At 71.0% G+C, this 20,505-nt stretch carries 18 protein-coding genes; 5 read left to right on the forward strand and 13 right to left on the reverse strand.

Annotated elements, in window-relative coordinates; translation table 11 throughout:
- Positions 1-10: 10 nt before the first annotated feature.
- The 3 genes from E1294_RS04240 to E1294_RS04250 all read right to left on the reverse strand — a co-directional run bounded on the left by E1294_RS04240 (position 11) and on the right by E1294_RS04250 (position 3,266).
- A complete protein-coding gene (locus tag E1294_RS04240) occupies positions 11-1,120 on the reverse strand; it encodes a serine hydrolase domain-containing protein (protein WP_132504657.1) in 1,110 nt (369 codons plus the stop codon).
- A gap of 207 nt (positions 1,121-1,327) precedes the next feature.
- A complete protein-coding gene (locus tag E1294_RS04245) occupies positions 1,328-2,008 on the reverse strand; it encodes a helix-turn-helix domain-containing protein (RefSeq protein WP_246082806.1) in 681 nt (226 codons plus the stop codon).
- Between the two features lie 43 nt (positions 2,009-2,051).
- Complete coding sequence (locus tag E1294_RS04250) at positions 2,052-3,266, reverse strand: amidohydrolase family protein (protein ID WP_132504659.1); 1,215 nt, start codon at positions 3,264-3,266, stop codon at positions 2,052-2,054.
- A gap of 102 nt (positions 3,267-3,368) precedes the next feature.
- Here E1294_RS04250 and E1294_RS04255 point away from each other — a divergent pair, with 102 nt between their 5' ends.
- Positions 3,369-3,812 carry an SRPBCC family protein gene (locus tag E1294_RS04255; protein ID WP_132504661.1) on the forward strand — a complete coding sequence of 148 codons (444 nt, stop codon included), beginning with the start codon at positions 3,369-3,371 and terminating at the stop codon, positions 3,810-3,812.
- A 116-nt stretch (positions 3,813-3,928) separates the two neighbouring features.
- Here the strand turns inward: E1294_RS04255 and E1294_RS04260 are convergent, their stop codons facing one another.
- From E1294_RS04260 to E1294_RS04285, 6 genes are all read right to left on the reverse strand, one after another.
- Positions 3,929-7,126 (reverse strand): AfsR/SARP family transcriptional regulator, encoded by a 3,198-nt coding sequence (locus E1294_RS04260; protein ID WP_132504663.1) that lies wholly within the window; start codon positions 7,124-7,126, stop codon positions 3,929-3,931.
- Between the two features lie 47 nt (positions 7,127-7,173).
- Positions 7,174-7,536 carry a nucleotide pyrophosphohydrolase gene (locus E1294_RS04265; protein ID WP_132504665.1) on the reverse strand — a complete coding sequence of 121 codons (363 nt, stop codon included), beginning with the start codon at positions 7,534-7,536 and terminating at the stop codon, positions 7,174-7,176.
- Between the two features lie 112 nt (positions 7,537-7,648).
- On the reverse strand, positions 7,649-9,019 hold the full coding sequence (locus E1294_RS04270; RefSeq protein WP_132504667.1) for a glycoside hydrolase family 5 protein: 1,371 nt from the start codon (positions 9,017-9,019) through the stop codon (positions 7,649-7,651).
- A 2-nt stretch (positions 9,020-9,021) separates the two neighbouring features.
- Complete coding sequence (locus tag E1294_RS04275; RefSeq protein ID WP_132504669.1) at positions 9,022-9,864, reverse strand: carbohydrate ABC transporter permease; 843 nt, start codon at positions 9,862-9,864, stop codon at positions 9,022-9,024.
- A complete protein-coding gene (locus tag E1294_RS04280; protein ID WP_132504671.1) occupies positions 9,861-10,820 on the reverse strand; it encodes a carbohydrate ABC transporter permease in 960 nt (319 codons plus the stop codon). Before E1294_RS04280 ends, E1294_RS04275 begins: the two co-directional genes overlap by 4 nt.
- Complete coding sequence (locus tag E1294_RS04285) at positions 10,817-12,109, reverse strand: extracellular solute-binding protein (RefSeq protein ID WP_165977076.1); 1,293 nt, start codon at positions 12,107-12,109, stop codon at positions 10,817-10,819. The genes E1294_RS04280 and E1294_RS04285 overlap by 4 nt, the downstream gene beginning before the upstream one ends.
- Positions 12,110-12,253: 144 nt before the next feature.
- Here E1294_RS04285 and E1294_RS04290 point away from each other — a divergent pair, with 144 nt between their 5' ends.
- The gene (locus E1294_RS04290; RefSeq protein WP_132504673.1) at positions 12,254-13,264 is read left to right on the forward strand and encodes a LacI family DNA-binding transcriptional regulator; all 1,011 of its coding nucleotides are present in this window, start codon (positions 12,254-12,256) and stop codon (positions 13,262-13,264) included.
- Between the two features lie 9 nt (positions 13,265-13,273).
- Here the strand turns inward: E1294_RS04290 and E1294_RS04295 are convergent, their stop codons facing one another.
- A complete protein-coding gene (locus tag E1294_RS04295) occupies positions 13,274-14,638 on the reverse strand; it encodes a sensor histidine kinase (protein ID WP_246082807.1) in 1,365 nt (454 codons plus the stop codon).
- Positions 14,639-14,778: 140 nt separating this feature from the next.
- Positions 14,779-15,327 (reverse strand): CGNR zinc finger domain-containing protein, encoded by a 549-nt coding sequence (locus E1294_RS04300; protein WP_165977077.1) that lies wholly within the window; start codon positions 15,325-15,327, stop codon positions 14,779-14,781.
- A gap of 4 nt (positions 15,328-15,331) precedes the next feature.
- Here E1294_RS04300 and E1294_RS04305 point away from each other — a divergent pair, with 4 nt between their 5' ends.
- The gene (locus E1294_RS04305; RefSeq protein ID WP_132504679.1) at positions 15,332-16,213 is read left to right on the forward strand and encodes an arginase family protein; all 882 of its coding nucleotides are present in this window, start codon (positions 15,332-15,334) and stop codon (positions 16,211-16,213) included.
- Here E1294_RS04305 and E1294_RS04310 read toward each other — a convergent pair.
- A complete protein-coding gene (locus E1294_RS04310; RefSeq protein ID WP_132504681.1) occupies positions 16,210-17,766 on the reverse strand; it encodes a DUF4434 domain-containing protein in 1,557 nt (518 codons plus the stop codon). The genes E1294_RS04305 and E1294_RS04310 overlap by 4 nt on opposite strands.
- A 106-nt stretch (positions 17,767-17,872) precedes the next feature.
- Here E1294_RS04310 and E1294_RS04315 point away from each other — a divergent pair, with 106 nt between their 5' ends.
- Positions 17,873-18,652 carry an SDR family NAD(P)-dependent oxidoreductase gene (locus tag E1294_RS04315; protein ID WP_132504683.1) on the forward strand — a complete coding sequence of 260 codons (780 nt, stop codon included), beginning with the start codon at positions 17,873-17,875 and terminating at the stop codon, positions 18,650-18,652.
- Here E1294_RS04315 and E1294_RS04320 read toward each other — a convergent pair.
- Positions 18,642-19,790 (reverse strand): FAD-dependent oxidoreductase, encoded by a 1,149-nt coding sequence (locus E1294_RS04320; protein WP_132504685.1) that lies wholly within the window; start codon positions 19,788-19,790, stop codon positions 18,642-18,644. The genes E1294_RS04315 and E1294_RS04320 overlap by 11 nt on opposite strands.
- 99 nt (positions 19,791-19,889) lie before the next feature.
- On the opposite strand from E1294_RS04320, the gene E1294_RS04325 reads away from it, so the two are divergent.
- Positions 19,890-20,441: a TetR/AcrR family transcriptional regulator gene (locus E1294_RS04325; protein WP_132504687.1), complete on the forward strand. Its 552-nt coding sequence runs from the start codon at positions 19,890-19,892 to the stop codon at positions 20,439-20,441.
- Positions 20,442-20,505 lie beyond the last annotated feature (64 nt).

The raw sequence follows: 20,505 nt of genomic DNA on the forward strand, positions 1-20,505 counted from the left end.
GGAGCGGTGGTTATTGCTTCGGGCAGAGCACCGCTTCGGCCGCCTGCTGGATGATCGCGTTGGGGGCATGGGGATCAGTGCTCAGCGTGGTGGAGACGGCGAACTGTACGCGGCCGTCGTACGTGCTGAAGGTCATCGCGTTGAAACCCGCCGCTGCGCCTCCGACAACCCGCATCGGCGGCTTGTTCCCGCATATGCGCTCGGCGGGAGGCGGCCCTTCCGGCTTGCCCGGCGGCGTTCCCTCCCAGACCTGCTGCAGGTCGTCCGGCAACAGCTTGTCCTTCTCGAACGCGCTGAAGAACCTGCTCATGTCACGCGCGGTGGACACCACTCCGCCGGTGCCCGCGCCGTAGCTCGCGTTGAGCCGGTCCATGTCGCGGAGCTTGCCCTCGCCATCACGAGCGTAACCGTGCCCGTGCGGGCCCTTGATGCCTTCTGGGGGCTTGGTGGTCCCGTAGGTGCGGGTCATCTTGAGCGGGACGAAGATCCGCCGCTCGAACTCCTCGGTCGAGGGGTTGCCGGTGATCTCCTCGATGATCATTCCGAGGAGGATGAAGTTGGTGTTGGAGTAGTGGTACTTCTCGCCCGGCTCCCCCGTCCGGGGCAGGTCGCGGGTCTTCTTCACCAGATCGGCCGGCGAGTAGTAGGTCGTGAAGTCGAAGATGTCGAGGTGGCCATTGGGGATGCCGGAGGTCTGCTGGACAAGGTGCCGGACGGTGATCTCGCCGGCCAGTTCCACCAGGTCCTGCTCGGCCACGATCGGCAGCACTTCGCTGAGCTTGTCGTCCAGGCCGAGCTTGCCCTCCTCGACCAGTTGCAGTGCCACGAGGGCCGTCATGTACTTGCCCTGGGATCCGATGCGGTAGCGGGCGTTCTCGGGAATCTTCCCGCCCTTGCCACCCAGGAGCCTGGAGCCGGTCGTACCTCCGTCGACCTTCTTGCCGTCGACGTAGAGCCCTCCGACCGCCCCGACGATCCCGGAGTTCTTCGCCAGGGCGGTCAGCGCCTTCTGCACGTCCCCGTATCGGTGCTTGGCCTCGGCGGTGGCGGGCTGCACACTGCCCAGCGTCATCATCGCGCAGGCCAGCCCGGCAACGCCGAAGGCCATCGTGCGATTCATCCTGGTGATCCTTCCTTGCTGGAAACGCCTGCAAGGCGCCGGCCGCAGGCCCGGAACTCGCCGAGCCGGGTCTCGCGCGACGCCGGCCTCATGTCTAGGGCAGCAGGCGTTTCCCCACCGTTTCCGGCTCCCGGAGACCTCGTGACCGCAGGAAGAGCCACACCCGGAAGAACTCAGGTCATCGCGCCCTCTCGGGGCGGGCGGCCGTCACGGGGCCACGGTGACGTGGTCGAACTCGTCGTCGGACAGCGTGCGTCGCAGAATCCGCAGCACCTTGGCGGCGTCGTCGTGCGGCCCCTGCATGTAGAAGGGCCTGCCGTCGCGCCCGAACGTGATCGCGGACTTCTCCTCCCACGCCCCCAGGGCGCCGGCCACGGGCTCGAACTCCTCGTCGGGCTCGAACCCGAGCGTGCGGGCGTAGCCGATCGACCCGAGCACGAGGTGCCTGGCCAGGTCGATCGGCGCCTCCTGCCATCCCGCGTACTCGCCGAAGAAGTATTCGCGAAAGCGCCGCAACTCGAGGTCGTCGAGCACGTCGGGCCCGATGGCGTTCTTCACGCCCAGGCAGTAGACGTCGGCGAGGTAGCCGCAGACCGTCATCCGGTCCCACGTGTGCCGCCGGGCCACGAGCACGCACACCATGCCGTCCACGCCCGACCCGGGGGCCTCGTCCACCCAGCCGCGCGCGGGGTCGACGTCGAGGCCGTCGCTCCAGCCGGTGTTGATCCAGCACCCGACCACCTCGGGGTCGCCCGTGGGTGCGGTCTCGGCGGCGATGGCCCGCACGAGCGGCGCGACGACCGACGGCGCGACCTTGAGAGCGCGGGCGATCTCCTTCGGGGAGCGGCCCTGGAGGCGCAGCTCGCGTACGCGATCTTTCAAGTCCATGCGAGGAGCCTAGCCGCCCGCGAGGATCCGGGGGGCCGCTCCCTCAGCCTGCGGACGACGTCACCGTGTCCACGCCCGCCTGGCTCACCGATCGGCCCGAGACCAGGACGAGCGCGAGGTTGCGCAGGTCGGACAGGCAGGTGAGCGGGTCGCCCGCGACCGCGATCAGGTCGGCCCGCTTGCCCGCCTCCAGGCTGCCGGCGGCCTCCCCCACCCCGCAGGCGTCGGCGGCCCGCACGGTGGCCAGCTCGATGATCTCCGCGTTGCCGAACCCGGCCTCCGCGAACACCTCCAGGCTCGCGACGAATCCGTCGGCACGGTTGGCCACGCCGCTGGAGACGAACCCGGCGTCGGTCCCCGCGATGAGCCGCACGCCCGCCTCCCGCATGGCCACGATGCCGCTCAGCCAGTCGTCGAGCATCTCGGCGCCGAACACCTCGCGCGAGCGCCAGAACACGCCGTGCAGGGTCGGGCAGACGTACGTGCCGCCGGCCGCGACCAGGTCGGCGAGCTTGGAGTCGTAGCGATGGCCCGAGGAGGTGAAGAACGAACAGTGCTCGATCGTGGTGACCCCGGCTTCGAGCGCGCTGCGGATCGCCGCGTGGGCGTGGGCGTGCGCGGCGACGCCCTTGCCGCATGCGCCGGCCTCCTCCACGACCACTCTGAGCTGCTCGGTGGTGTATTGAGGCACCCAGCTCGGGGGCGCACTCGGCGTCATCTGGCCGCCCGAGGCCATCACCTTGAGGCAGTCGGCGCCGGCCCGCAGGTTCTCCCTGGCCACGCGGCGGATGGCGACCTCGTCGTCGGCCTCGCCGCCCATGTACCAGCAGTGGCCGCCGGTGATCGTGATGGGCCTGGTGGCGGCCACGATGTGCGGGCCGACGGCCAGCCCCTCCTCGATCGCGTCCCGTAGCGCCAGGTCGAGGAAGTCACGCCCGCCGAGGTCGCGGGCGGTGGTGACGCCGGCGGACACGAGCTTGCGCGCGTTCTCCGCCATCCGCAGCAGCAGATGCTGGTCGCTCTCGGCGCTCCGCCGCGTCACCGGGTCGACCGCGGCGTCGAACCCCAGGTGCACGTGCGCGTCGACCAGACCGGGCAGCACCGTGTGGCCGGGCAGCTCGACGACCTCGCCGCCCTCGCCCGCGCTGCCGCGCGGCCCGACCGAGACGATCGTCGCCCCGTCGATGAGGACCTCTCCTTCAGCGATCACCTCTCCCGGACGTCCGGTGAGCACTCTGGCCGCGCGAATGATCCGCATGATCTCAGCCTGCCATGGTCCTTAAGACGCCGAGAAGGGGACCGTAAGCGCCGTACGGCACCGTGGAGCGGTCGCGACCGGCAGCACGGAAGGGCAGCAACGATGGCTCAGACCGCCGAGTACGGCCTCACGCTCGTCTTCGACGCCCCCCGCGAGCTGGTGTGGGCCGCCTGGACCGAGCCCGAGCGCTTCTCCCGCTGGTTCGGGCCCGCGTCGCTCGCCACGCCGGTGGGCCGGCTCACGCTGGACGCCTGGCCGGGCGGGATCTGGCGGGCCACGCTCGTGGGCGATGAGGGGTTCGAGGCGACGCTCGACGGCACGTACCGTGAGGTCGAGCCGCCGGAGCGGCTGGTGTTCACCACCGGCGACCCGGACGGCCCGGGCGACGGCCCCGCGTCGGTGGTGACGATCGAGCTCGCGGACCTGGCGGGCCGGACCGAGATGCGTTTCCACCAGTACGCCGTCAACACCGACCAGGTCCACGCCGAACAGGCCAGGGCGAGCTGGATGGCGTTCTTCCACCGCCTCGCCGCCCACCTCGAATGAGCACCGCCGCGCACCGCACCACCCCGGGAACGACACACCTCACCCCACCGCAGGCCACCCGCCCTGTCTCAACGCCGGTCGCGCACCTCACTTCACCGCAGGCCGTCCGCCCTGTCTCACCGCGGATCGCGCACCTCGTCTCGCAGCAGGTCGTGCACGTCGTCCAGCTTGTACGCCGCACCCTCCTCGTACGCCGCCGCGAACCCCTCCTCCCCCAGCGCCTCGCGCGCCCTGGCCGTGACCCGGTCGATCTCGACCTGCTCCGACGGCCCCGCGGGAGTCTGGTGGTATTCCCTGGCCGCGGCCGCCAGCCCCAGCAGCAGGGCGGCCTTGCCGGGCGGCCCCATCGCGGAGGCCGCGCCCTCGACGGCCCACACCATCGTCCTGGGGTCACCGATCTTTGCGGCGGCGGCCAGCGCCTCCAGCTGCAGATCCAGGGCCGTGGCCGGGTCGCCGCGCACCTCCGTGAGCAGCCCCAGCTCGATCAGCGTGGAGGGGACGTGCAGGGAGGGTTCGATGTCCGGGTCGCGCGGCACGCCTTCGAGCAGGCGGAGCAGGTGTTCCTCGGCCAGGTCAAGGAGCCCGGCGCGGCGCGCGGCGAAGGCCAGACCCATCCTGGCCATGGCCTCGCCCTCCTTGTAACCCTGCTCGATGGCCAGTTTCATGGCGCGCTCGCAGATCTCGACGGCGCTGTCGTAGTCGCCGCTGGAGCACGCGATCCAGCCCAGCCACGCCGTCTGCGTGGCGGCCTCCGCCCACAGGCCGAGGTCCTCGGCCATCCGCAGGCCCTCGCCGAACAGCCGGTTCGCCCGCTCGGGGTCGTGGGCCATCTCGGCCTGGGAGGCCAGCCACTCGGTGGCCCGCAACAGCCCCCAGCGGTCGCCCAGCTCGGTGAACAGGCGCGCGCTCTCCCCCGCGGTGCGCTCGAGCGCATCCACGTCGCGCTGGGTGAACGCGTCTCGGGCCTGCCGGGTCAGCGCGGCGGCGATGCCCCACTTGTCGCCGAGGGCCCGGAACGTGGCCAGCGCCCGGCTGGTCAGCTCCTGCCCGGTCGGCATGTCCCTGATGTGCAGGCCGACGAACAACGCGGCCCTGGCCCTCGCGCCCGGGTCGTCGATCGCCGCAAGTGCGGGCTCGTATGCGACCTGCTCGCCCAGCATGAGCGCGAACCCGGCGTGCCAGGCGGCGGCCCTGGCCCGGGCTGGGGACGGCGGCGCTTCGATCGCCAGCGCCTCCGCGAGCGACCGCCGGCCCTCGGCCAGCCTGCCGCGCAGGAACCAGTACCAGGCCAGCGCGTTGACCAGCCGGGCCGCGCGATCGCCTTCCCGCGCCGCGACCGCCGTGTCCAGCGCCGCCCGCATGTTCGCCGCCTCGGCGTCGAGGCGCAGCAGCCAGTCGCGCTGCCCGGGCCCGTACAGCTCCGGCTCGGCCCGCTCGGCCAGCTCCAGGTAGTGGCGCAGGTGCGCGAGGTGTGTCCGGTCGAGCTCGGCGGCGTCGGACAGCCGGGCCACGCAGTATTCGGACACCGACTCCAGCAGCCGGTATCGGACGCCCGTGGGAACGTCGGCGACGACGACGAGCGAGCGGTCGACGAGGCGGGCCAGCAGGTCGAGCACGTCGAGGCCGCTCTCGGCGCAGACCGCCTCCGCGGACTCCATGGTGCAGCCGTCGGCGTGCACGGCCAGGCGGCGCAGGACGAGGCGTTCGTCGTCGGACAGCAGGTCCCAGCTCCAGTCGATCACCGCGGTGAGCGTCTGCTGCCTGGCGGGGGCGCCGCGCTGCCCGGAGGCCAGCAGCCGGAACCTGTCGTCGAGCCGGGCCACCACGCCGTGCACGCCGAGCGCCCGCACCCGGGTGGCGGCCAGTTCGAGGGCCAGCGGGATGCCGTCGAGCCGCCGGCACAACTGGGCGATGGCCTGCGCGTTGCCCGCGTCGAGCTTGAAGCCGCGAGCGGAGGCGGCGGCTCTGGACACGAACAGCCTGACGGCGTCGGAGCAGGCCATGGTCGCCAGGTCCGCGCCGGCGGGCACGTCCAGCGGCGGCACGCTCCACAACACCTCGCCCGCCACGGCCAGCGGCTCCCTGCTGGTGGCCAGGACGCGCAGGCCGGGGCAGGCCCGCAGGAGCTGCCCGGTCAGCTCGGCGACCTGCTCGACCACGTGCTCGCAGTTGTCCAGGACGAGCAACATCCGCCGGGGCCTGAGCGCGGCGGTCAGCTGCCCTGCGGGGTCGCCGCCGGCGTCCTCCCTGATGTCCAGCGCCGCCATGACGGCCTCGGTCATCAGGGAGGACGCCGGCCCGCGGGACACCTGGTCGAGCGCGACCACCCACGCGCCGTCGGCGAAGTCGTCCATGAGCCGGTTCGCGGCCTCCAGCGCCAGCCGGGTCTTACCGACCCCGCCGCTGCCGGTGAGCGTCACCAGCCGCTCGTCGCCTGCGAGCGCGCACACCTCGGCCAGCGCCTGCTCCCTGCCGATCAGCTTGCCGACGGGGGTGGGCAGGTTGGTCACGGGGCGCGCGGCGGGCACGCTGAGCTCGGGATCCTGCCCGAGGATCGCCTGGTGGAGCGCGACCAGCTCGGGGCCGGGGTCGAGGCCGAGCTCGTCGGCAAGCCGCTCGCGCAGCTCGCCGTAACCGGCCAGCGCCTCGCTCTGCCGCCCGGCCCGGTAGAGAGCCCGCATGTGTACGGCCCTCAGCCGCTCCCTGAGCGGATGCCTGGCCACCAGGTCGCCGAGCTCGCCGACGAGCAGCCCGTGCTCGCCCAGCTCCAGCCGGGCCTCGGCGTGCTGCTCCAGCGCCGACAGTCGCTGCTCCTCCAGCCGGAGCACGGCCGTCCTCGTGTACTCCTCGTCGGCGAAGTCGGCGTACGCGGGCCCGCGCCACAACGCCAGCGCGTCGCCCAGCAGCCGCGCCCTGGCCCGCGCGCTGCCCGCCGCCTCGGCCCGGGCCAGCAGGCCGGCGAAGCGGACGGCGTCCACGGCGCTGTCATCGGCCCTGTCATCGGTCCTGTCGCCGGCCCTGTCATCAGTGCGCAGCAGGTAGCCGGGGGCTCTGGAGACGATCAGGTTCTTGCCGCCGGGCTCGGCGTCCTCCAGCGCCTTGCGCAGCTGGGACACGCGGACCTGCAGCGCGCCCGCCGGGTTGGCCGGCGCCTCCTCGCCCCAGAGGTCGTCGACCAGCCGGTCCACGGACACCGGATGGCCCTCGTGGACGAGCAGGTCCACGAGGAGCGCCCGGACTTTGAGGCCGGGAATCGTGACGGTCTCGCCGACGTCCGTCCACACGGCCAGCGGCCCCAGCACCCCGAATCGCATGTTCGTCACCTTATGTGGGGCCGGGTGACCGCGAGAAGAAGCCCTTCTCAGGTGGTGCCAGGGGACGGTGGTGCCTTCCTGGCCGAACCGCGATAGACGTCGGGGTCGTAGCGGCGGTCGTTGTCGTCGAGCTTGGCCCTGGCCGCCTCCACCAGGTCGACGCCCAGGACGTCCGCCAGGCGCACCAGGTAGAGGGTCACGTCGCCGAGCTCTGTGCGCATCCTCGCGAGTGCCTCGTCGCCGGGGCTCCTGGACTCCTCGGCGGTGAGCCACTGGAACTCCGCCACCAGCTCCCCCACCTCGCCCGCCAGCGCCATCGCCAGGTTCTTCGGCGTGTGGAACCGTTCCCACTCCCTGACCTTCGCGAACTCCCGCAGCCGTACGGCGAGGTCCTCCAGCTCCGTCGTCACGAACAGGACCCTATCGACCCCCCGGGTCGGGCCCGCCTGAAAGGGGACGGCTGATGGCAGGCCGGGGATGAGCTCCCCCAGCCTGACCCGGAGCGCATGAGGTCACGGATCGTCAGCGGCCTCTGAGGTTGTCGGAGAGCAGGTCGAGCAGGGGCTGGCGGCGTACGCAGCGGTCGAGGAGAAAGGAGTCGGCGAGGGCGGTCAGCTCCCCGTCGTCGAGCCCGCGGAAGAGCTCGGCGTACTCCGGCAGCAGCGCCTGGGCCATGAGGATGTGCCGGAGGAGGTCGTCGGTCTGGTAGCGGGCGCCCCACGGATAGGGCTCCCAGCCGGGGAACTCCGTCTCGATCAACGCGTGCAGCGGCGCCAGGACGTCGGCCGACTCCTCCATGGTCGAGCCCCAGCGGTCCGCCCCGAGCCGCTGCTTCTTGGCGATGAAGTCGCCGAACCTGTCGAGGTACGGCCCCGCGGCGTGCACAAGGCCCTGCAGTCCCACGTCCTTGTAGGTCCACAACGACCAGCCCGCGCCGTGGCCGTCGTAGATCTCCAGCTGGTCGCGAAGGATCTGGTAGCGCTGCGCGTCCACGCCGGGGTCGCCGGTGTAGACGGGGCCGAACTCGCCCACCCACAGGGGTGTGCCGGTCTCCCGCTGGAAGCGGGAACGTCTGGCGAAGGTGTGTTCCAGCGCGTCGCGGTCGCACCACTCGTCGCGGGTGTATCCGGGGTACGGCCCGCCGTGGGCGAAGCCGGCGAGCGCGTAGTCGTGCAGGACGAAAACCGTGTTTTCGTACATTTCCCGAAATATTGAGAAGTCGGTGGCGTACGTGTTGCCGTCCAGGAACAGGATGTGCCGCGGGTCCGCGGAGCGCACGGCCTTGACCAGCCGATCGTAGAAGGGTCCGATCACCTTGCCGGTGAGGTCGCCCGGCTCGTTGACCGGGTTGTAGCCGGCCACCCAGGGATGGTCGCGGTAGTGGTCGGCGATGACCTCCCACAGGTGCACCGCCCGGTCCTGGAAGTGGCGGTGTTGCCAGAATCCGGCCACGTGCGTGGGGTTGTCGGAGTGCCAGTGCTGGTTCTGGGAGCCGGGCAGGGCGTGCAGGTCGATGACGCTGTAGACACCGCGCTCGCCGAGCAGCCCGATCACCCGGTCGAGGTGGCGGAACCCCTGCGGGTCGATCTCGAAGGGCCGGTCGTCGGACTCCCAGTGGCGGTAGTTGACCGGGATGCGCACGCAGTTCATCCCCAGCCCGGCCAGCAGGTCCGCGTCCCGCTCGGTGAAGAACGACGCGAGCAGCCGGTCGAAGAAGACCTCCGCCCGCTCCTCGCCCAGCACCGAGCTCACAGCCCGCCGCATCGAGCTCTCGTTGGCCGGATAGCCCGTGATGAAGTTCTCCATGTTCATCCAGCCCCCGAGACCCACCCCGCGTAGTCGTACCGGTGTGTTGTCGTCCGTGACGAGCTGGGTTCCGGACACGTGAAGCATGTTCACCCTTTCGTAGCACCAGCGGTGAGACCACCGACGAGGTGACGTTCTGCGATGGCGTAGAACCCCAGTGCCGGCACCATGGCCAGGACGAGGTAGGCGAGGATGCGGGCGGTGTCGGAGGCGTACTGGCCCTGGAACTGCTGGATGCCCAGCGGCAACGTCCAGCTCGCCTCTTCGCTGAAGACCACGAGCGGCAGCATGAAGTTGTTCCAGCTGCCCACGATGGCCAGGACGGAGACGGTGGCGATGGCGGGCCTGGCCATCGGCAGCAGGATGCGCCAGAAGAAGCCGAACGGGGTGCAGCCGTCGATGGTGGCCGCCTCTTCGAGCTCGCCGGGGATGCTGCGGAAGAAGCCCCGCAGGATGATGATCGTCAGCGGCAGGCCGAAGGCGGCCTGGGTGAGGATCACGCCCATCGGGTTGTCCAGCAGCCCGAGCGTGCGCAGCAGTACGAAGATCGGCAGGATGGCCACCGCGAACGGGAACATCAGCCCGGCCGTGAACAACGTGAAGTACAGCTCCCTGCCGCGGAAGGCGAACCGGGCGAAGACGAACGCCGCCAGCGCCGACAGCGCGACCGTCACCACGGTCGTGGCGACGGCGATGAACGTGCTGTTCCACAACTGCAGCCAGAACGAGCCGGAGGCCAGCACCTCGGTGTAGTTGCCGGTCGCCCACGTCTCGGGCAGGCCGAAGGGGTTCGCGGACAGCTCGCTGTTCTGCTTGAACCCGCCGAGCACCGCGTAGACGACGGGGATCAGGATGAACGCGCCGACGATCCAGGCGACCAGGTGGAGCGGCAGGGTGGTACGGCGCGCACGGGTCGCCTTGCCGTGGTTCATCGGCGGCCTCCCATGGAAGTGGACGCGCCCTCAAGGTCGCGGCGCATCACGAAACGCTGGTAGACGAGGGCGAAGACGAGGCTGAGCATGAACATCACGACGCTGATCGCGCTGGCGTAGCCGACCTGGGTGCGTTTGAAGCCCCACTCCATCATCGTGACGGCCATCGTCTCCGAGGAGTGCGACGGCCCGCCCCCGGTGAGGATCCACACGAGGTCGAACAGCTGGATCGTGTAGATGACGGACAGGAAGATGCTGATCCGGATCGTCGGGCCGAGCAGCGGCAGCGTGACGTGCCTGAACGTCTTCCAGCCCGTCGCGCCGTCGATCTGCGCCGCCTCGATGAGCTCGTTGGGGATGTTCTGCCGTCCCGCCAGATAGATCATCATGTGGAAGCCGAAGTACTTCCACGTCATGACCAGGAAGAGCGACGGCATCACCGTGTCGGGGTCGGCCAGCCACTCCGACTCGATCCCGAACACCGACAGCAGCTGGTTGGCCATGCCGGCGTCCGGCGCCAGGATCAGCGAGAACAGCACCCCGGTGATGACCTCGGAGAGCACGTACGGCGCGAAGAACACGACCCGGTAGAGCGCCCGCCCGCGGATGCGCTGGTTCAGCAGCATCGCGAGGGCCAGCGAGAACGGCAGTTGCACGCAGATCGACAACACGACGAGCACCAGCAGGTGCCCCAGATCCTGGGCGAAGATCTCGCTGCTGAACAACCGGGTGAAGTTGTCGAAGCCGATGAAGTCGGTCGGCAGCCCGCCGAAGCCGTTCCACTTGAACGCGCTGGAGTAGACGGCCACCAGCATGGGGGCCACGACGAGGAGGAGGAACAGGACGAGCGCCGGCAGCAGGAACAGGGCGATGGTCACCCAGCGTCCGCGCCGCCTGGCGGCAGGGGCGGGGGCCGGAAGCTTGACCGCCTCCGGCCCTCTGGTGAGTGTCGTCATTCTTCGCTCTTGGCCACTTCCGTGATGTCCTGGGAAACCTCTTCCGGTGTCTTCGTGCCGCCGATCAGCTCGGCCACGCTGTCGTTGACCTGCTGGCCGACAGCCGGCGGGTAGGCCTGGTCGAGGTAGAGCTGGTAGCCGCCGGCCTCGGCGAGCAGGGTCGCCACCTGCTTGAGGTTGGCGTCCTTGACCGCGCTCTCCTCGCCCTTGAGCACCGGCAGCACGCCGCCCGCCTCGACGGCCTTCGCGTGGTTCTCCATCTCGGTCATGTACTTGACGAAGTCGACGGCCTCCTTGGGCGCGTCGGCGCCCACGGCCAGACCTCCGCCGCCGCCGAAGGCGTCGCCGATCGAGCCCTTGCCGCCCTCGACCGCGGGGAAGGGGAAGAAGCCGAGGTCGTCGCCGAGGCCCTCGCCCGCGTCCTCCTGCGTGGCCGGCGCCCACTGACCCATCAGCTCCATGGCCGCCTTGCCGTTGCCCATCGTGGCCGCCTGGCCGTCAGGAGTGCCGTAGCCGGCGCCCAGGAAGCCCTTCTGGAACGGCTGCAGGTCCGCCAGCGCCTTGACCTGCTGCCCCGCGGCCACGAAGTCCGGTTTGGTGAAGTCGTGGTCGGCGGCCGCCTGCTTGAGCGCGTCGAGGCCGGCGATGCGCATCGCGAGGTAGGCCCAGTAGTAGTGGCCCGGCCACTTCTCCTTGCCGGCCAGGGCGATCGGGGTGATGCCCGCGGCCTTGAGCTTCCTGACGTCTTCGAGGAACGCCGACCAGGTGGCGGGAGGTTCGCTGATGCCCGCATTCTCGAAAAGTTTCTTGTTGTACCAGAAACCCACCAGCCCGATGTCGGTCGGCAGACCGTACGTCTTGCCGTCGAACTGGTACGCGCTCAGCGCGGCGGGCGTGAAGGTCGGCAGGACGTCGGCGATGTCGCCCGAGAGGTCCTTGACCAGTCCCGCCTCGATCTGCTGCTGGAGCACGCCGCCGCCCCACGTGGCGAAGATGTCGGGCGCCTTGCCCGACTGCGTGATCGTGGTGAGCTTGGCCTTGTAGGCGTCGTTCTCCAGGACGGTGGCCTTGATGGTGACGTTCGGGTTCTTGGCCATGAACTCCTTGGCGCGCTGATCCCAGAGCGTCTTGAGCGGATCGGCGGTCGACAGGTGCCACCACTCGAGCGTGACCTTGCCGGGCGAGCCGCCCTCACCCTGGGGTGACGCGGGCTCTCCACCGCCGCCGCAGCCGGCTATGAGCGCGGCTATCAACACTGTGGCCGCGATCAGCACCACACTGCGTCGCATAGGGGTCCCTTTCTCAAAAGGTGCGAAAATTTCGTATAACCCCCGATAATTTCTTTCACCGGAGCGTAAGTAGACGCCAGGTCAAGCGTCAACACCTGGGGGCCGAGCGATGGTAAACCGAAACTTTCGGATACACTCCCGAAGGTGTCAGCGAAGAGGCGGGTGACGATCGCACTGATCGCGGAGGAGGCCGGAGTCTCCATCCCGACGGTCTCGAAGGTCATCAACGGACGTCCGGAAGTCGCTCCCGCGACCCGCCACCGGGTCGAGCGGCTGTTGCAGGAGCACGGCTACCAACGGCGCATCAGCCAGGACGACACCCCTGCCGGCCTGGTCGACCTGGTGTTCGCCGAGATCGAGTCGCCGTGGGCCATGGAGATCGTGCGGGGCGCGGAGGGCGCCGCCCACGAGGCGGGGGCCAGTGTGGTCATCTCCGTCCTGCACACGCACGCCGGCCCGGGACGCGACTGGCTCGAACGCCTGGCCGCGCGCAGGACCGACGGTGTGGTGATCGTCGCCTCGCGGCTGTCGACCGGCATCCAGGCCCAGCTCAGCGCACGTTCGCTGCCGTTCGCGGTGGTCGACCCCGAGGGCGAGCCCGCCCCCGGCGTGGTCTCGGTGGGCGCCACCAACTGGAACGGCGGCCTGGCCGCGACCCGCCACCTGCTGGAGCTGGGCCACCGCAGGATCGGCATGATCAGCGGCCCGTCCGACATGCTCTGCAGCCAGGCCAGGATCGACGGCTACCGCGCGGCGCTGGAGACCGCCGGGGTGCCCGTCGTGCCCGAGCTGATCAGGCGCGGCACGTTCCTGGTGGACTCGGGCCACGACCAGGGCCACGCCCTGCTCGACCTCGACGAGCCGCCCACGGCCATCTTCGCGGGCAGCGATCTGATGGCGTTCGGCGTCTTCGAGGCGGCCAGGCAGCGCGGGCTGCGCGTCCCCGAGGATCTGAGCGTGGTGGGCTTCGACGACCTGCCGCTGGCCAAGTCGGCCTGGCCGCCGCTGACGACGGTGCGGCAGCCGCTGCAGGAGATGGCGGCCCTGGCCACCCGTACGGTGCTGGCCATGGGCCACGGTGACGTGCCGGAGACGAAGCGGGTGGAGCTGGCCACGGACCTGATCGTCCGGGAGAGCACGGCCGCGTACGGGTAGGCCCGGGGTTCACTCGTCCCTGAGCGGCATCCGGAAGACGAACCGGGCGCCGCGCTCGGAGTCCTCGACCGTCAGCCTGCCGCCGTGGGCCGTGGCGATCTCGCGGGCGATGGGCAGGCCGAGCCCGCTGCCACCGGCGTCGCGGTTGCGCGCGGCGTCCAGGCGGGCGAACCGTTCGAAGATGATCTCGCGCTGGTCGTGCACGATGCCCTCGCCGTCGTCGAGGACCTCCAGCACGGCCTGCCCTTCCTCCTCCCGCACCGTCACGGTGATCTGGCTCTCGGCGTGCCGGTCGGCGTTGTCCATGAGGTTCGTCAGCAGGCGGGCCAGTTGGAGCCGGTCGCCCGTGACGACCGCGTCCCGCCGCGCGTCGGTGACGACCCGCTTCGAACGCCGCCGCGCGGCCTCGGCGGCGACCAACTCGGCCAGGTCCACGGGCTCGCGGCGGCTCGGGGCGCCCGCGTCCAGCCTGGTCAGCACGAGCAGGTCGGAGACGATCCCCTGCAGCCGCTCCAGGCTGGCGAGCACCTCGTCACTCGTCTCCATCCAGTCGGTCTCCTCGGGATGGAGCCGGGCGTCCTCGATCTGGGCGCGCATGGCGGTGATCGGGCTGCGCAGGTCGTGCGAGGCGTCGGCGGCGAACCTGCGCTGCCGTTCCATCGCGAGCTCCTTCTCCCGCATCGCCGTCTCCAGCCGCTCCAGCGTGCGGTTGGCGGTCTCGGCCAGGGCCGCGATCTCGTCGTCGCTCTGCGGCACGGGCACGCGCATCCCGCCGCCGAACGCGGTCAGCTCGGCCAGCCGCTTCGTGATGGCGCTGACGGGGGCGAGCGTCCTGGTCGTGGCGCGCCACACCACGAACCAGGTCAGCGCGACCAGCGCCGCCACGAGGGCGACCTGCGAAAGGATCACCTGAGGTCCGACGTACCAGGGCACCGTCGGGTCGAAGGCGTAGATGATCCACTCCCCCTCCGGCTGGTACGCGGTCACGGCGACCACGATCTTGCACTCGCCGGGGAACCCTCCCAGCCCGCAGAGCTCCGCGACGGCGTTGGCCTGGCCGTCCCGGGGGATCGCCGTCGTCTGCCTGGGCAGCCCGACCAGGTTGAGCGTCGAGGTGGCCGGGCGCCCCGACGGGTCGACGACCTGGACGCCGTCGAGCCCGGCGGTCTCCAGCACCTGGGGCAGGTGGTTGTTCTTGATCATGAGCAGCACGGACACGGCCCTGCTCGACATCTCCTGCGCCTGGATGTCGACGAGCTCGTCGCGGATGCCGTGCAGCACGAAGGCGCTGACGACAATGATCAGCAGCAGCATCGCGATGCTGGCGAACATCGCCAGCCGCACCCGCAACGACCGGCCCAACCGTGTCCTCACGCGCCTTCCCCCGGGCATCAGAACATCACGGGCCTGACCTTCACCGCCAATCCAGGGAGATTCCTCGACAAAGCGCATGAGCCCGCCACCTGCCGACGAGCCCTCCCGGTGACTCCGCCCCGCCGGCTACTCCCGCCGGCTCAGCGGCGGCGGGCTCGCGAGGCGGTGGCGTGGGCGCGGTTGGCGCATCGGGTCGAGCAGAACTGCCGGCGGCCCGGACGGCTGCGGTCGACGAAGGCGTCCTGGCAGGGCCGGGCGGCGCACAGGCGCAGGCGTTCCCAGCCGCCCGAGGCGGCGATGTCGAGCAGCTCCGCCACCGCACGGACGGCCAGCCGGTCCGCCACCGAAGCGCCGTCGGGCGCGGTGAGCCGCGCGCGCGGCGTCCCCTCGGAGTCGGCGACCGTCACCCGGATCGGCAACTCGCTCGCCCACCGGGCCAGGGCGGGCGTGCGCTCAGGTGGGTCGCAGGCCAGCACGGCGCGCAGGCGGCCGCGCACCGCTCTCACCGCATCGAGGTCTCCCCCCGCCTCTTCGGGCTCGCCCAGCTCAGCGCGGAAGCGACGCAGCGCCGCCACGTCCGGCAGCCGCTCGGGATCGTCGAGGTATGCGTCCCAGGTGTTGGCCAGGTCGATCGCCACCACACCCGTCTCGGCGAACTGGCGCATCCGCATCCCCCCTGTTACCGTCACGACTATGACCATAGTAACCACTGACAGAAGATCGACGATCCTCGATGCCCCATCCAACCTCGGCCTGCGCCCGCCCGCGGACGGCGCCGTCCCCGGCTGCTACAAGGCTCCCTGGGCCCTGCGTGACGCCGGGCTGGTCGAGCGGATCGGCGCCATCGACGCCGGCGCCCTCGTCCCGCCTCGCTACATCGCCACGTGGCGGCCGGGCGACGGCGTGCGCAACGGCCCCGCCATCGCCGCCTACACCCGAGAGCTCGCCGGCCGCGTGACCGCGATCAGGGAGTCGGGCGGGTTTCCCATCCTGCTCGGCGGTGACTGCTCGATCCTGCTCGGCCCTGCCCTGGCCCTGCGCAGGAGCGGCCGGTACGGAGTGGCGTACCTGGACGCGCACGCCGACTTCCGGCACCTCGGCAACTCCCCGCACGTCGGCGCGGCGGCCGGGGAGGACCTGGCCTTGGCGACCGGCCGCGGCGACGGCCACCTGACGGACATCGACGGGCTGAGCCCCTACGTCAGGGACGAGGACGTGATCGTGCTCGGCGTCCGCGACGAGGAGGATCTGCGGGACCTCGAAGGCAGCGGCATCGCCCACGTCCCCGGCGCCGACATCTCCATGGCCGCCGCCGAGAAGGTCCTCGTCCGCGACGAGCTCGACGGTTTCTGGATCCACCTGGACGTGGACGTGCTCGACCCGTCGATCCTGCCCGCCGTGGACTCGCCCACCCCCGGAGGGCTCGACGCCGGCCGGCTCACCGAGCTGCTCCGCGGCCTGCTCGCGCTGCCGGGCGCGGCCGGTCTCGAGGTCACGATCCTCGACCCCGACCTGGACGAGAACGGCGGCCAGGCGGCCCTGCTCACGGACATCCTCGTCGCGGCGCTCACCTAGCGGATCACGTACGGGCTCGTGCTGGTGTGGCCGGCGCCGTTCGTGGCGGTGATGGAGGTCCAGGAGCCCGGAGGAACGTACGGCGCCCAGGCCGACTCGAACCGGCCCTCGGAGTGCCACTCCTGCCGGACCACCGCCCCCTGCGGGTTGAAGCGCAGCGAGCCGCCCCGCAGGTTGTGGCCCTCGACCAGGATGCCGGCCCGCCCGTTCCTGTCCTGCCTGACGGCGTTGACGATGATGGGCTGCCGCCAGCCGCTCGCGATGTCGTCGGCCAGCGAGGGTGTGTCGTAGCGGGCCTGGCAGGTGAAGAACGGATCCCACCCGTACGAGATGATCTTCGCGGCGTGCGGCCCCGAGGCCATGATCTGCTGGTCGAGCCGGCTCTTCGTGGTCCGCCCGCGCAGCGGCAGCGGTTCGACCCGCCCGCACTCGCCGGCGGCCGGGGTGGGTTCGAAGCCTTCGACGTTCACCCACAACTCCACCCCGTCGGGCACCTTGCCGGCGGCCGCCTCGACGTATTCGCGCGTGGCGCCGTAATAGGCCTGGGCGTTGCTGACGTCGCCCACCACGGGCACCAGCCGCGGCACGACCTTGGCGCCGGCCTCGTGCGCGCCGTGAACCGGCACCTTGCCCGTGCCGCGCCCGTCCTGGACGGCGATGGCCATGGGCGCGCCGGCCCGCGTCGCCGCGATGTCCTCCATGCCGTCGCCCGCCTGCCCGGGCGGGAACCCCCGCCCGCGGCGAGCGTCGATGTACGGGCTGACCAGGATCGGCTTGCCCGGCAGGGCATCGGCGACGACGGCGTGCTGCGCGGTGTAGAGCTCGATGATCGGATCCTTCCGCGCGCGGTCCCGCATGGCGAGTTCGAACGACTGGTAGACCCCGCCGAAGGCGCCGGACGCCCCGAAGCGCGCGCGGTAGTCGGCGAGCACCCGCGCGGTGAAGGCGTTCAGCGCGCCGGTGTGGTCGTGGTCGGGCTCCCACGGCTTGTCCTCCCGCTGCGCGGCCGCGGGCAGCCCGGGGAAGACCTTCATGCCGTACGCCGCCGCCTCGGCCATCAGGTTGCCCAGCCCGTCGCCGTCCGTGGCGACGAGCACGAGGTCGTGCACGCGTTCCCCGCAGGTCTCGGCCAGCGACAGCCGGTAGAAGGCGCGGCCGCCGCTCTCGATCCGCCGCTCAAGCCCGGGGCATCGCAGCATGCCCTTCCCGAACTCCTCGCTGGCCGTGTACGTGTAGATCTGCCGGATCTCCTTGCCCGGCACCTGCGCGCACGGGCGCCCGTCGACGCGGCAGGCGGCGAACTCGGGGTCTTCGCGGGCGTTGAAGCGCGGACCGAACGTGATGAGCGTGTCGCCGCCGATCGTGTGGATCGCCTCCACCATGCGCTGGGTCACGCAGCGGTCGGCCCGCGGGATGACCCAGTAGCCGGTGATCGCGTAGGGGGCGGTGACCCGGGTGTCGCGCGGCGGGCACTCGTCGGGCCCGGAGGAGGCGGGCACGAACGCACCCACGACGAAGGCGACCGCGACGATCAGCCAGAGGATCCGGTGCACCCACGCCCCTTCCACGCCCGGACCCCAGCCTACGCATCGGCGCCGGACCCGGTGCGTGCCCGCGGGAGACTGATCGCGGAGAATGACGGCAAGGGGGTGCGGAATCATGCACATCGATCTCACCGGGAAGACCGCGCTGGTCACCGGGTCGACGCAGGGAATCGGCGCGGCCATCGCCGCCGGGCTGGCGCGGGCGGGTGCCCGGGTCGGGATCAACGGCCGCGGCGAGGGCTCGGTCGCCAAGGTCGTCGAGCGGATGGACGGCGACCTGGTCGCGGCGCCGGGCGACGTGTCCAAGGACGACGGGTGCGAGCGGGTGCTGAACGTGTTGCCGCAGGTCGACATCCTGGTCAACAACCTGGGCATCTTCGGCGCGCAGCCGGCGCTGGAGATCAGCGACGACGAGTGGCGGCGCTATTTCGAGGTCAACGTGCTGGCCGCGGTCCGGCTCACCCGCGCCTACCTGCCGGGCATGATGGAGCGGGGCTGGGGCCGGATCCAGTACATCGCCAGCGACTCCGCCATCGTGATCCCCGCCGAGATGATCCACTACGGCATGACCAAGACGGCGCTGCTGGCCGTGTCCAGGGGTTTCGCCAAGGAGGCGGCGGGCAGCGGGGTCACGGTCAACTCCGTGATCGCGGGGCCGACGCACACCGGGGGCGTGGAGGACTTCGTCTATCAACTGGTGAGCAGGGAGCTGCCGTGGGAGGAGGCCCAGCGGGCGTTCATGCTGCGGCACCGGCCGCAGTCGCTGCTGCAACGCCTGATCGAGCCCGAGGAGATCGCCAACATGGTGGTCTATCTGAGCTCGCCGTTCGCCTCGGCCACGACGGGCGCGGCGGTGCGGGTGGACGGCGGCTACGTGGACTCCATCATCCCTTAGCGCTCCGGTCCAGGCCGGAGAGCTGCCAGGCCAGCCGGCGCCGCACGACGGGCAGCCGGCCCGCCAGCCGCAACACGAGGTTGCGCAGCGGCCGCCTGGCCGCGCTCATGGTGGCCAGCGTCGTCAGGCGGCTCGCCAGCCCCACGACCTTCCCGGCGACGGGGCGGCGGGCCGCGGCGTAGCCGTCGAGCAGGTCGGGCGAGCCGCCTCCGAGCACTTTCGACAGCGTCTCGCCCAGCATGACGGCGTCCTCGATGCCGAGGTTCATGCCCTGCCCGCCGGCCGGCGAGTGCACGTGCGCCGCGTCGCCGGCCAGCAGCACCCGCCCCTTCCTGTACGTCTCCGCGATGCGGTGGTGGACGCGGAAGCGGGATCCCCACACCACCTCCTCCACCACGGCGGGCACGGCCTCGGGCCCCCGCGTGCCGAGCAGCCGCTGCACGAACGCCACGCCGGGCTCGTGCGGGGCCTCGTCGACGGTGGCCACGATCCGGTGGAGCCCGCCGGGCAGCGGCGCGACGACCACCAGGCCTTCGGGCGAGAAGTACAGGATGACCTCGTCGTGCGGCACGCCGCCGCTCAGCCGCACGTCGGCGAGGGTGAACGACTCGGCGTAGGTGCCGCCGCCGAAGGCGATGCCCGACTGCTCGCGTACGAGGCTGTGCATGCCGTCGGCGCCCACCAGGTAGGCGGCCCGCACCGAGCGCCCGTCGTCGAGCGCGGCGGTGACACCGCCGGCGTCCTGCGTGAACGAGGTCACCCGCACGGGCCGCGACACCTTGCCGCCCAGCTCCTCCAGCCGGGCCAGCAGGTGCGCCTCCGTGTCGGCCTGGGAGATCATCAGCGTGTACGGGTAGCGCGTGGGCAACCCGTCGAAGGGCACCGGCACCAGCAGCCGGTCACGGTCGCGGATGGTGAAGCGGGGCGTGTGCACCCCGCGCTCGACGAGCGCCTGCGTGACGCCGTACGGCTCCAGCAGTTCCAGCGTGCGGGAGTGCACGACGGCGGCCCTGGAGGTGTTCGTGCCCTCGGCCTGCCCGTCGACGATGACCACGTCGTGGCCGAGCCGGGTCAGGACGACGGCGGTGGCCAGCCCCACCGGGCCGGCGCCGACGACGAGCACGTCCGTGTTGATCATTTCTCCTCCTCAGGAGAGCCAACGTTCGTAGGCCAACAACTGTTGACGTTAGAGCCGGCCACCTGGCTTGTCAACATATGTTGGCCTACAGTTGTTGGCATGAGGAGATCCTCCAGCGAGACGAAAACGGTCATCCTGGCCGCGGCCCGCGAGCGGTTCGCGGCCGACGGCTACGACCGGGCCACGATCAGGGCCATCGCCGCCGACGCGGGCCTCGACCCGACCCAGGTCATGCGCTGCTTCGGCAGCAAGGACCGGCTGTTCGCCGCGGCGTGCGCCGTCGACCTGAACCTGCCCGACCTGCTCGGCACGCCGCCCGGCGAGATCGCCGCCACGCTCGTACGCCACTTCCTGGAGCGTTGGGAGTCCGACGAGACCCTGCAGGTCCTGCTGCGCGCGGGCGTCACGAACGCGGCGGCGGCCGAGCGCGTGCGCGCCGTCTTCGCCACGCGGCTCGTCCCCGTCGTGGCCACGCTGACCGGCGATCCGGAGGGCGCTCCGGTCCGGGCCGGACTCGTCTCCGCGCAAATACTCGGAATGGCGCTGTGCCGTTATGTTCTGGCTTTCCCTCCCCTGACCGAGCTGACCAGGGAAGAAGTCGTCGAGGTGATAGGCCCGGCCGTTCACAGCTATCTCGGTCTCGAATCATGAGCCACAACAACCCCGTCATTAACTGCGATAGCAACTGCCCTCTTTGCACACACAATCAGATCAT

Source organism: Nonomuraea diastatica (genome assembly GCF_004349015.1).
GTDB lineage: Bacteria > Actinomycetota > Actinomycetes > Streptosporangiales > Streptosporangiaceae > Nonomuraea > Nonomuraea diastatica.